Raw genomic sequence first — 13,195 nt, forward strand, 5'->3', positions numbered from 1 at the left:
GGAATCTATATTATTGGAGTTCTTTTCTGAACGTTTTTCTGCGGCAGTGTACTACAGGGTCGAAATTTTTCCAAATCAATTGAATTGCTATATTGTCTGATAATTCAGGAGTTCTGAAACAATTTTCAATTCCTTTCTTTTTAAAAACTTTGTAATATTCGTTGAAAATTACAGCTGTTACTCCTTTGTTTTGATATTCAGGATGTACACCTATGAGATAAAAAACAACATCTTTACTGTTGCGTCTCGCATTTAGTAAATGCAAAAATCCAAAAGGGAATAATTTGCCATTGGCTTTTTGCAATGCTTTTGAGAAACTAGGCATTACAATTGCAAAAGCCACTAAATTCCCATCCTTGTCCTCTACATATTTTATGTATTCCGGATTGATGAAGTTGATGTATTTTTTCTTGAAATATTCTTTTTGAATGTCTGAAATCGCTACAAATGAGGACAAACTCGCATAGGTTTCATTAAATAAATCAAACATCTTATCGACATAAGGCATCACTTCCTTAGTCGACTTAAAATTGAGAGGTGTGAGTTGGTATCTTTTTTTGATTAACTCATTTATTTTTTGAAAAGACTCCGGATTGGCATTAGAAAATGGGAATTTGTTTTCTAAGTATTCTTTCTCAGTTATATATCCTAATTTTTCAAAATGGGTTGCATAATAAGGATGATTGTACCATGTAATCATAGTTCCTAATTCCTCAAACCCTTCAGTTAGAACTCCTACTTTGTCTAAATTGGAGAATCCCATCGGACCTTCAACATATTCAAGATTGTTTTTATTTCCTAATTCGTATACTTTTTCAAGCAATGCTTTGGTTACTTCTAGATCATCAATAACATCGAACCAGCCAAAACGGACTTTCTTTTTTTGTTGGTGATTAACTTCGTCCCAGTTGATTATAGCTGCAATTCTACCTACAATCGTATCATTTTTATAGGCTACATAAAAGGTGGCTTCGGCACTGAGGAAAGCGGGATTTTTAGTTTTGTCAAACGTCTCCAATTCATCTGCAATAATTGGCGGAACCCAATAAGGATTGTTTTTATATAAAGAAAAAGGGAATTTTATGAATTCAGTTAATTCCTTTTTAGTTTTAGCTTCTTGTATGGTAATCATTATTTCCGGAAAGTGTATTTTTATTTTTTCTTAGAACTTTTGCTTTGTTTTCTTGTGTTGGTCTTTTTAGCCATTTTTTCGGCAGCTTCTTCTTCTTTGCTTAAGAGATGAACTTCTTTGTAACGACCATCATATCGCCATGAAACACCAACTCCTCCGTAAACTATTGATGGAGTGTCTTTAAAATTGGTACTGATAGAAGCGTCTACTTGTAAGTTTTTATTAATCAAATAGGCTGCACCTCCACGAACTATTGCATCACTATAGAAATCACTTTTTATTCCTTGATTTTCTACAAAGGCAGACCACTTAGTATTAATTCCTTTGGTCAAAGTAAGGATATAGCTCAAACTAGGATAGTCGGTTGCTATGTAATTATAAATAATATTGGTTACAAATACCCAGCTTCCGTCTCCTAAATGGTTTTGCAAAATCAAAGCGGCTTTTGGTGAGATACTTGCATCTGGTGAAAAATAAAATGGATTGTCGGAGCCTGTAAAATTGGCTCCTGCAAATACTGCTACTGCCGGAATAACTTGGTGCCAATTGAATTTATGATTGGCTTTCCAGCTGTATAGATTTACTTCTCTTTTATATCCTTTATTAGGATCGTAAATTAGATATTTGGCTCCCAAAACGGATTGTTTGAAATCAGCTTTATCATCAACCCTCATGGGATATGTAAATTTTTCATTTACATATTGAATATCTGCTATAAATTCTAAATTTTCTAGGAATGCCCCATATCGCAATTCCATGTCAATACCAAAACCGTTGGCATCATAGTTTGATAGACTGTGGCTTTCTTGTATGCCAAAAACACCAGTTTCGACTTGAATTACGGTTTTTCCGACAGCAAAAGCCGACATGGATTCTCCCGGTCTATTAGAATTAATCTCATCGGTGTGTTGTCCGTAATGAATTGTTGGAATCAAAAAAACTGCGGCAATAAATAAAAATTTGATATTAAACATACTAAAATATTTGAGTTGAATAGGGATAACGCATTTCAAATGTACTATATTTTATCATTTATTTAAGAATGATATTTTTATTTTGTTCCAAAGTTTCGACTTGGATTTATTAATTTTGCTTAAAAATTATTCGATTATGCAAACAGCCTCTTTTTCGGGTTTTATAGAAACGCTATTTTTTATCATTGCGTTCTATTATATTTTTAAATTTTTGGCTCGATTATTTATGCCTTTATTAGTTAAAAAGGTAGTGGAAAAAGCGGGTCAAAATTTCCAACAACAGCAACAGCAAGCTCAAAATACAACTTGGCGTAGAACACCAAATAATGATGAAATCATAATCAACACCGCTAATGATAGAAACCCACGTGAAACCAAAAAAGTGGGAGACTATGTTGATTACGAAGAAATAGATTAATCCCTTAACCTCCAAAAGAGGTATCTGACTCCAAATCCAAAACCATATCGAGTATTTAGATTTTTTTGTCGTAATATTAGACTCATAAATCTATACCCTAAACCATAAACTCAAATAATGAAGCAACTTCAAAAGTTCTTTCCGCACATACTGGCCATCGTTGGTTTTGTATTCGTTTCTACACTTTATTTCTTTCCTGTTTTACAAGGAAAACAAATTTTTCAATCTGATATTGCCCAATATACGGGTATGGCCAAAGAGCAAAATGATTTTAGAGCTACCAATCATGAGGAGCCTTATTGGACAAACTCGGCTTTTGGAGGAATGCCAACCTATCAATTGGGAGCCAAATACCCGCATGATTATGTTGGTGCTATAGATGATGTATTGCGTTTCTTGCCTCGCCCAGCGGATTATTTGTTTTTATATTTTCTAAGTTTTTATGTTTTGTTGTTGGTCTTGAAGGCCGATCCGCTAAAAGCTTTTTTTGGTGCTGTCGCTTTTGGTTTTTCAACCTATCTGATTATTATTCTTGGGGTTGGCCATAATGCCAAAGCTCATGCCATTGCTTATATGCCACTCGTGGTTGCTGGTTTTATTATGGTTTTTCAAAGAAAATACATTTGGGGAGGATTGCTCGCCATGTTTGCCTTGGCATTAGAGGTAAATGCCAATCACTTTCAAATGACCTTTTATTTATTGATTCTATTATTGATTCTTTCAGGTTATTTTATTTATGAAGGAATCAAATCAAAAGAATATAAATCTTTGTTGTATTCATTAGGTACGCTTATTTGTGCCGGTATTATTGCTATAGGTGCTAATGCTACTAATATATTGGCAACAGCTGAGTATGCTAATTTTAGTACACGAGGCAAAAGCAATTTGAGTTTCAATCCTGATGGATCCAAAAGAACTACAGATGTGGCGATGAGTCGCGATTATATCACAGAATATAGTTATGGTATTGCCGAAAGTTTTAACCTTATTGCTCCTAGACTTTTTGGAGGTTCCAATAATGAGAGTTTGAGTGAAGATTCTAAAATTGTTGAATTTTTGCAACAACAGCAAGTAGGGGAAGGGCAATATATTACAAAAGAGCAAGCTGTCGAATATGCCAAGGGAGGAATGCCAACGTATTGGGGTGACCAACCTATAGTGTCGGCTCCGGCATATATCGGTGCAGTGGTTTTCTTTTTGGGGATTTTGGCCTTGTTTGTTGACGAACGAAAAATTAAATACGCATTCCTTGGTGGTGCATTATTGACTTTAATTCTCTCTTGGGGAAAAAATTTCCCTGCATTGACGGATTTCTGTATCGATTATATTCCAATGTATAATAAGTTTAGAGCAGTATCATCTATTCAGGTTATTTTAGAATTGTGTTTACCAGTTCTAGCCATTATGGGCTTGCAGTCTTTCTTTAAATTAGAAAAAGAAAAACAATTAAAACCACTGTTGCAATCGGGAGCCGTAGGTTTAGGGTTGATTATCCTTTTGTTTTTATGCAAAGGTATGTTCAGTTTTGCGGGAGGAAGTGACAGTAGTTTAATGCAAAGTTATGGACCAAGTTTTGTAGATGCCATAAAAGCAGACAGAAGAACATTGTATAGTGCCGACTTGTTGCGTTCCGGATTTTTTATTCTGATCACAGCGGGTGTGTTGTGGTTGTTCATTAAAAATAAAATTGCCCAAAATACAGCTATTATTTTGGTTGGATTATTCATGGTTTCGGACTTGTTTTTTGTAGATAAAAACTATGTTTCTAACAAAGATTTTATAAATGCCAGAGAAGTTGAAGTGCCTTTTCAGGAAACACCAACAGATGCAGAGATTCTAAAAGATCCAACTAATTACCGTGTTTTTGATATTCAAGGGTTGATGCAGGCAAGAACATCTTATTTTCATAAAGCAATAGGAGGATATAGTGCTGTAAAACCACAAAGGATGCAACAATTGTTTGATTATCAAATTGCTAAAAACAATACTGAAATTCTTAATATGCTAAATGTTAAGTATGTTATTCAAACAGATAAAGAGGGTAAAGAATATCCAATTATCAATACAGATGCTAATGGTAATGCTTGGTTTGTTGGTAAAGTGGATTTTGTTAAAAATTCGGATGCTGAGATGAAAGCTTTAGATAAATTTAATTCTAAAGATGTGGCTATTATTAATGATGATGAATTTGCAACGATTAAGGGTAAAGCTTTCGCTAAAGATAGTTCGGCAACCATAACTTTAGACTCATACAAACCGAATAACTTAAAATACACGTCAACGAATTCAAAAGAAGGTCTGGCGGTTTTCTCTGAAATGTATTATGAGAAAGGTTGGAAAGCACTTGTTGATGGAAAAGAAACACCGATTATGAGAGCCGACTATGCTTTAAGAGCAATTGTGGTTCCTGCTGGCAAACACAGTATCGAGTTCAAGTTTGATCCTCAGGTTGTAAAAACAGGTGGAATGATTACACTTATCAGTTCAGTTGGGATGTTGTTCCTTTTAGTTGGTGGGATTTATTTTGAGAGAAAGAAAAAATAGAAACATATAGTAAAGATTTATTGAAGAGATGCATATTGCAGAGATGCACTGCGGTGCATCTCTATAATAAACAATAAAATAAAAAATTGAAATCAGAATCAAAAAAAATCCTTATCATAACCTATTATTGGCCACCAGCAGGAGGGCCTGGCGTTCAGCGTTGGCTTAAGTTTGTGAAATATTTACCTGATTTTGATATTCAGCCAATTGTTTATATTCCGGAAAATCCAACATACCCGATTGTTGATGTCAAATTAGAGAAAGAAGTTTCAGAGAAAGCGATTATTTTAAAACATAAAATTTTCGAGCCTTATCAGCTGGCTTCATTTTTTTCTAAAAATAAAACCAAAAAAATTAGCTCGGGCATTATTCCTAATCAAAAAAAGCAATCTTTTTTTGAAAAAACGATGCTGTGGGTTCGAGGCAACTTATTTATTCCAGATGCACGGGTTTTTTGGGTAAAACCATCTGTTTCCTATTTAGAGAAATATATAGTAGAAAATAATATAGATACTATTATCACCTCAGGACCTCCGCACAGTTTGCATTTGATTGGTTTAAGTTTAAAGCAAAAATTAAAACTTACTTGGTTTGCTGATTTTCGTGATCCTTGGACTACCATTGGATATCATAAATCATTAAAACTATCCAAAAGTGCTGGTAGAAAGCACAAAGCATTAGAATATCAGGTTTTGAATACTGCGGATACGATTATAGTGACCAGTAAAACGACCAAAGCCGAATTTGAAGATATCACCAATAAGCCTATAACGGTTATTACCAATGGGTATGATACAGAGAAAATTGATGTGTTACGACTTGATACCAAATTTAGTTTGGCACACATTGGCTCCTTTCTTTCTGAAAGAAACCCAACCATTTTATGGGAAAGTTTAACCGAATTGTTAAATGAAGTTCCAGAGTTTAAATCTCACTTGGAGATAAAATTGATTGGGGAAGTCAGCGAAGAAGTATTAGCAACCATCTCAAAGTTTGAATTGAATCCTTATTTGAATAAATTAGGATATGTGCCACATTCTGAAGCAGTAGCTCACCAAAGAAGGTCACAGGTTTTGTTGCTTATCGAAATTAATTCAGAGGAAACTAAAAGTATAATTCCTGGAAAATTATTTGAATATATGGTTTCTAATAGACCAATTATTGCTATTGGTCCAGTCGATTCAGATTTTGCAGAAATTATTACTGAGACCAATACAGGAGTGTTTTTTGATTATACCGAGAAATTAAAATTGAAAAATTTGATTTTAAAATATTATAATCAATATTTAGAAGGGAATTTACAATCGTATGGTGTAGGTTTGCAAAAATATTCCAGAAAGAATTTAACTAAAGAACTGGCACAGTTGATTCATTCAAAAATTTAAGTTTTGCCAACTTTAAACTTTAAAACCTTAAACTCATAATTAATGGGCATAGTCTTAAATCAATCTTTAAAAAACACAATAATCACCTATATCGGTTTTGCAATTGGCGGTATAAATACCATTTATTTATATCCTGTTTTTTTGGGAGCTACTTTTTATGGTTTAACTAATTATGTGACTTCATGTGCTAATGTCATAATGCCATTGTTTGCCATTGGTATGCAGAACACTTTGGTAAAGTACTATTCACAATATAAAACAGACGAAGAAAGATCTCGATTTTTGTCTTTCACAGTATTATTCCCCTTAATATCAATCATTCCCTTTTTATTGTTGGGGCTCTTTTTTTACGATGAAATAATATTCTTTTTATCTAAACAAAATGCAGTAGTTAAAGATTATATTTGGTTAATACCAATAATTGGATTGAGCATGGCTTATTTCGAAATATTTTATGCTTGGGCCAGAGTGCACATGCATTCTGTATTTGGGAATTTTATTAAGGAAGTAGGTTTACGGTTGTTCTCTTTGTTTTTGTTGATTGCTGTATATTACAATTGGCTTTCTGTAGAAGGGTTTGTGTATGCAACGACAGTATTATATATAGTAGCCTTTTTGGTTACAATGTTTTATGCATTCAATATTAAGAAACCTGTTTTTCAGTTCGCAATACCCGAAAACACTAAGGAGATATTGATTTATACATTTTATATTATCCTATCGGGTAGTGTTGCCAACTTGCTTTTGGATGGAGATAAAATGATTTTGAATCAATACATGAAGATTGAAAATATTGCATTCTATTCGGTGGCAACTTATATAGCTTTAGTAATATCGGTGCCAAGTCGTGCAATGCATCAAATTGTGTATCCAATTACGGCAAAATTGATGCATGAAAACAGTCATGATGAGTTGAATAGTTTGTATAAAAAAACATCTATTAATCTTCAAGTAGTAGGTGGCTTCGTGATGCTTTGTATTTTTGTAAACATCAATCAGTTGTATGAAATGGTACCAAAAGAATACGGTGGAGGTATTATGGTTGTATTTATGATTGGTTTGTCTAAATATTTTGATCTGATACTAGGGAACAATAATGCCATTATTTTTAATACAAAATATTATAGAACAGTTTTGTTTTTAGGAGTCGCATTGGTTATTTTGACAGTCGTTTTGAATATGATTTTCATACCGGTTTTCGGGATTATAGGTTCAGCATTTGCCACTTTATTGTCTATCACTTTATACAGTTTAGCTAAATTATTATTTGTTGTTAAAAAATTGCATTTGTATCCATTTACCAAACAAACGTTACATTCTCTTGGTATTACGTTAGTAGTGTTTTTGATGTTTTACTTTTGGCAATTTCCTATTCATCCCATTGTTGGAATTGTATTAAAATCAATTTTAGTGACAATAGTGTATATCTACGTTAATTACAGATTTGTGGTTTCTAATGAAATCAATCAAGTTCTTGATAAATTGATAAAAAAAGTAATTAGATAAATAGACAAGTACTTTCTGTTTTTAACTTTTGGTAGGGCATGTTTTAAAAATGCGGTATTCAATTTTCTTGCATTAACTATTTTTATTTTAAAGTTTTTGTAGGATTTGTAACTTATTAATTTTTAATTATTTGAGTTCATGTTTTTTGAAAAATCACTAAAAACAGGTATTGTGTCTTTTATTTATTGGAGGTAATTTTACAATATTATTCTAATAGTTTCAGTTATGTATAATTGAAAAAGCACCTAAATGATAAAAAATCAATTTATTACTCAGGAAAAATTAAATGATTTTACTAACACAATTGCCAATAAAATAAAAAATGGTTTTGTAATCGTAGAAAAAAATGATAAAATGCCATTTGCAGTTTTAGTAAAAGAGGGTAAAAAAATAAATCACAGTTTCAATTTTTTTGTTTGTTGTGTCACTTTTGGAGTGTGGACATTGCCATGGTTGTATTTAAGCCAGGTTTCATGTAAGACTAAAAAAATATTGGTCGCACTTGATGAAGATGGTAATGTTTTTGAAGAGGATTGTTATATGGGATAATCTATTTTGACCCTATGAAAAAGTGTTAAATTATTAATCAAACTACATTTCGATTATATCGGGGTGTAGTTTTTTATTTTGTACTGGTTGTTATCTCTATTATTGAAGATTTCCCCCTCTGGAATAAAAGAGGGGGTAGTGATAACACTTATGTTTATTAGGCTGTATGACAATAAATGAAGTTAATCTAGCTGTGTCTAAACTTTATTAATGGCACAAACTAATCATTCCAGAACCTTTTCATATTCTAGTTTTCCGGTTTGTGGGCTGTTTATTGTACGTTTATTTGCGTCAAAATAAACAATATCAAAATTCACGGATATAATGCTGATCATAATTGTAAGCTTAGTATTGTCATCAGATAATTTCCATTTTCCTTCTCTTGATTTATCTCCATTAATTCCTTGGAATTTACCATTCTCCATAAACATTTGATAAGTGTCTTTGGGTGTTGTGACAACTCCATCTTTTGTCTGTTGGACAAGTTTCCATTTTCCGATGAGTTCTTTTTGTGTCTGAGCATTACAAGTCAGCCCGATGAAACATAAAAAGGTAAGAGTAAATAATTTCATATTCTTTAATTTTAGGGGTTAGTATTTGATTTAAATAATTTTTATAATCTTAATTTATAAATTCCTTTGAAGTGCTTGTATATTATTTTTTCCCAAAAGGAGATCGCTTCATTATAGTTTTTAAGGCACTTTTATAAGAGTCAATTCCTCCCAAAGCAGGAGATCTTGAATCAGAAAATATTTGCTCACCATTATCATTATATATACTGATATTTACATGTGTATCATAATTTATAGTGGTATAGGAATTTGTGGCTCCGTAAGCAGTGCCTTTCGTTTTATTGTCATTTGTTTTACTATTGTAAGATGCGGTATTGCTGCCAAATGTTGATGTTCCTTTGTTCTGAATGGAATATGAACCAATGATTACATATTCCGTGCCCAATAATTCTGCCCATTCCTTAGGTGTGTACATTGAAAGATCGTTTGCAGTTAAATTTTTTTTAGCCAATATAGTATTGGTTAGCATAGGATCTTGTATGGTTTGAAAAGGAGATTGCGATCTCAGAGCAGTTATACATGTTTCTTGAATCTGTTTGCTCATTGATGCTGTCGAAAGTCCTTGGTCATTTGTCTCTATCTCAAAAGGAAGTATGGCAATTTTGTTTTTTCGTTGTTCTGTTGAGAGTGTTGTGCCATTCTTATCATTTGTTTCTGTGTTTGCAGGTGTGGTTATTGGTTGTTGCTGGTTATCGAATGTTTCAGTACGGCCGCTGGCAAATACAATCTTACTTACTTCAGATTTGTTTATTTCGTATTCTGCTGTTTCTTGGCTATAAGAAAACTTCATTGTGGTCGAATTTACAGAAATGACTTTACCGGTTTTCTTTTCGCCATTTTTCATGATAACGGTATCCTCTTTAGTTTGACTCCATGAAGTTGAAGGGGAGAGAAGAAGAATTAGTGAAAAAACTAAAATAATGGAATTAATTGTTTTTTTCATTTTTCATTTTTTAATTGGTTGCAGGTTAAAAGTATTAAAAATTGTATTAAAAATAAAAAAATGTTTGATTAAGAGGATTGGAATTTTATCTGAAGATAAGCTTAAGATCACATTGCATAAGATCGAATATAATCCCCATGATTTTTGTTTCAGAAAAGAATTGTAAATTATATAAGCTACACTATTTTACTTGCCTATAAAAACATATTAAAAAGCCACGCCCCAATTGATGTTGAGACGTGGCTTTTTGTTCTAAAAAGAAATGAGTTATAACTTCTCCTTCAAATACTTTGCTGTAATTGATTTTTTGTTTTTTACGACTTCCTCAGGAGTACCTACAGCAAGTAGTAAACCACCGTTTTCACCTCCTTCAGGACCAAGATCTATAACCCAATCTGCGCATTTTATTAAGTCGAGATTGTGTTCTATTACCAATATAGAATGTCCTTTTTCGATTAAAGCATCAAAGGAAGCCATTAGTTTTTTGATGTCATGAAAGTGCAATCCTGTTGTAGGCTCATCAAAAACAAAAAGAGCTTTTTCCTTGATGGTTCCTTTTACCAAAAAGGAAGCGAGTTTTATACGTTGAGCTTCACCACCTGAAAGGGTTGATGAGGATTGTCCTAATTGTACATATCCTAAACCTACATCTTGTAGGGGTTGCAGTTTTTGGGTGATTTTTGTTTGTTTATTCTTTTCAAAGAAAATAATGGAGTCATCAATGGTCATCGTTAGGATGTCATTAATATTCTTTCCATCAAAGGTTACTTCTAAAACTTCTTTTTTGAATCTCTTTCCGTTACAAGTTTCACAAGGCAATTGCACATCGGCCATGAATACCATTTCTACATTTATAGATCCTTCGCCTTTGCAAGTTTCACATCTTCCTCCATCAACGTTAAAAGAGAAATGTTTGGCTTGATATCCTCTTACTTTAGAAAGTTTTTCTTTGGCATACAAATCCCTAATATCATCATAGGCCTTGATGTAGGTTACCGGATTAGATCGGGAACTCCTACCTATAGGATTTTGATCTACATACTCTATGTGCTTAATTTGTGAAAATGAACCCGAAAGCTCACTAAACTGTCCTGCTTTTTCTCCTGCATTATCCAGCTTTTTTTGCATGGCTGGGAAAAGAATTTTTTTGACAAGTGTACTTTTTCCACTTCCAGAAACTCCTGTTATGACAGTTAAAACATCAAGAGGAAAAGTAACATCTATATTCTGTAAATTGTTTTCTCTTGCGCCTTTTATTTCGATAAAATTTTTAAAAGCTCTTCTCTTTTTAGGAACAGTAATTTCTAGATCTCCGTTTAAATATTTAGCGGTTAAAGAGCTTGATTTAAGAATTTCGTCATAAGTGCCTTGCGCGACTAGATTTCCCCCCAAGGTTCCAGCTTCAGGACCTATATCGATAATCATGTCGGCGGCTTTCATAATATCTTCATCATGTTCAACCACTATTACGGTATTACCAAGGTCACGTAATGACAATAAAACTTTAATTAAGCGTTCCGTGTCTTTTGGGTGTAAACCAATACTTGGTTCATCCAGAATATACATAGATCCCACAAGACTACTACCTAATGAAGTCGCTAAATTGATACGTTGTGATTCTCCTCCTGACAGAGTAGATGAATTTCGGTTTAAAGTCAAATAATTCAAACCAACTTCGGTTAAAAATGACAACCTATTATTGATTTCGATTAATAATCGTTTAGCGATTTGTTTTTCATATTCCTCTAAATCAATTTTTTTGAAAAATTCTACCAAGTGTTTAATAGGTAAATCTACTAAATCAGATACGGTTTTACCATTGATTTTTACATAAGAAGCTTCAACTCTTAATCTTTTTCCTTTGCAGACATGACATTTGGTTTTTCCTCTGTAACGAGAAAGCATTACTCTGTTTTGGATTTTATAATTTTTCTCTTCAAGTTCTTTAAAAAAGTCATTTAGTCCCTGGAAATACTTATTTCCAGTCCAAATCAGGTCTTTTTGCTCTTCTGTCAGTTGAAAATAAGGCTTGTGTATTGGGAAATCAAATTTATAGGCATTATTGACCAATTCGTCTCTATACCAACCCATGCTTTCACCACGCCAGGGAAATATGGCATTTTCAAAAATTGAAAGTGAAGTGTTTGGAACGACCAATTCGGCATCGATTCCTATAATATTTCCGTAGCCTTCACAAGCTGGGCAAGCACCATAAGGATTATTGAAACTAAATAAATGTACATTAGGTTCTAAGAAAGTAATACCATCCAGTTCAAAATTATTGGAAAACGAAAGCTTTTTGTCTGAATTTAATTCCTGCAAATAGCAAATCCCTTTTCCTTCAAAAAAAGCGGTTTGCACAGCGTCTGATAACCGATTGTAAAACTCTTCTTCATCTTTGACTACGATTCGGTCAATTATGAGTAAAATATCTTTATGGTCTAAAGAGTGTTGTTCTTCTAGGGTGAAATCATCTAAACGAACCATTTCATTGTTGACCAAGATCCTTGCAAATCCTTGTTGTAGTAAGACTTTTAGTTTTTCTTCCAGTTGTCTCCCTTCCTCTAGATGAATAGGGGCAAGGAGCAGCCATTTGCTGTCTGGGTCAAATTTTTTGACTTCAGTCACTACATCAGTAACTGTGTTTTTTTTGACTTCTTGACCAGAAATTGGTGAATACGTTCTACCAATTCTAGCAAATAAAAGTTTGATATAATCGTAAATCTCTGTAGATGTTCCTACTGTAGAACGTGCATTAGTGGTGTTTACCTTTTGTTCTATAGCAATAGCAGGAGCAATTCCTTTAATGTACTCTACTTTTGGTTTGTCTAATCGTCCTAAGAATTGTCTTGCATAGGATGATAAACTTTCTACATAACGGCGTTGCCCTTCAGCATACAAAGTATCAAAAGCTAAACTTGATTTTCCAGAGCCCGAAAGCCCAGTTATAACCACAAGTTTATTTCTTGGAATTGCAACATCTACATTTTTTAAATTATGTACTTGCGCTCCTTTTATAATGATGTTTTTCTTTGGATCGAGTTTGGAAATATCAATTGGCATACTAAAATGAATTTTCACAAAAGTACTTAATTTTAATATGTGAATGTCTATAGGATTGTATTCAAAATTTGGTTTTTTTACTCCATTCTTGTTTTATCAGTTGTATTTT

The 13,195-nt window shown here is 33.0% G+C and carries 10 protein-coding genes; 5 read left to right on the forward strand and 5 right to left on the reverse strand.

What is annotated here, in order from left to right; all coding sequences use genetic code 11:
- Nucleotides 1–10: 10 nt before the first annotated feature.
- Together OZP08_RS10150 and OZP08_RS10155 are read right to left on the reverse strand one after the other, a co-directional pair.
- A complete protein-coding gene (locus OZP08_RS10150) occupies nt 11–1,132 on the reverse strand; it encodes a GTP cyclohydrolase (protein WP_281321764.1) in 1,122 nt (373 codons plus the stop codon).
- Between the two features lie 20 nt (nt 1,133–1,152).
- The gene (locus OZP08_RS10155; RefSeq protein WP_268845980.1) at nt 1,153–2,106 is read right to left on the reverse strand and encodes a transporter; all 954 of its coding nucleotides are present in this window, start codon (nt 2,104–2,106) and stop codon (nt 1,153–1,155) included.
- A 136-nt stretch (nt 2,107–2,242) separates the two neighbouring features.
- Between OZP08_RS10155 and OZP08_RS10160 the strand changes: the two genes are divergently transcribed.
- The 5 genes from OZP08_RS10160 (at nt 2,243) to OZP08_RS10180 (ending at nt 8,508) form a co-directional block, all read left to right on the forward strand.
- Nucleotides 2,243–2,524: a DUF4834 family protein gene (locus OZP08_RS10160; RefSeq protein WP_268845981.1), complete on the forward strand. Its 282-nt coding sequence runs from the start codon at nt 2,243–2,245 to the stop codon at nt 2,522–2,524.
- 117 nt (nt 2,525–2,641) lie between these two features.
- Entirely contained in the window at nt 2,642–5,068 is a 2,427-nt protein-coding gene (locus tag OZP08_RS10165; RefSeq protein ID WP_281321765.1) for a YfhO family protein, read from the forward strand.
- 86 nt (nt 5,069–5,154) lie between these two features.
- A complete protein-coding gene (locus OZP08_RS10170; RefSeq protein WP_281321766.1) occupies nt 5,155–6,453 on the forward strand; it encodes a glycosyltransferase family 4 protein in 1,299 nt (432 codons plus the stop codon).
- A gap of 42 nt (nt 6,454–6,495) precedes the next feature.
- A complete protein-coding gene (locus OZP08_RS10175; protein ID WP_281321767.1) occupies nt 6,496–7,959 on the forward strand; it encodes a lipopolysaccharide biosynthesis protein in 1,464 nt (487 codons plus the stop codon).
- Between the two features lie 249 nt (nt 7,960–8,208).
- On the forward strand, nt 8,209–8,508 hold the full coding sequence (locus OZP08_RS10180; RefSeq protein ID WP_268845982.1) for a hypothetical protein: 300 nt from the start codon (nt 8,209–8,211) through the stop codon (nt 8,506–8,508).
- A 224-nt stretch (nt 8,509–8,732) separates the two neighbouring features.
- On the opposite strand, the gene OZP08_RS10185 is transcribed toward OZP08_RS10180, so the two are convergent.
- The 3 genes from OZP08_RS10185 to uvrA form a co-directional block, all read right to left on the reverse strand.
- Nucleotides 8,733–9,080: a lipocalin-like domain-containing protein gene (locus OZP08_RS10185; protein WP_268845983.1), complete on the reverse strand. Its 348-nt coding sequence runs from the start codon at nt 9,078–9,080 to the stop codon at nt 8,733–8,735.
- A gap of 82 nt (nt 9,081–9,162) precedes the next feature.
- Nucleotides 9,163–10,023: a hypothetical protein gene (locus OZP08_RS10190; RefSeq protein ID WP_281321768.1), complete on the reverse strand. Its 861-nt coding sequence runs from the start codon at nt 10,021–10,023 to the stop codon at nt 9,163–9,165.
- A 267-nt stretch (nt 10,024–10,290) separates the two neighbouring features.
- Entirely contained in the window at nt 10,291–13,086 is a 2,796-nt protein-coding gene (gene uvrA / locus OZP08_RS10195; protein WP_281323606.1) for an excinuclease ABC subunit UvrA, read from the reverse strand.
- Nucleotides 13,087–13,195: the final 109 nt, after the last annotated feature.

It is taken from the genome of Flavobacterium aestivum (genome assembly GCF_026870175.2).
Lineage (GTDB): Bacteria > Bacteroidota > Bacteroidia > Flavobacteriales > Flavobacteriaceae > Flavobacterium > Flavobacterium aestivum.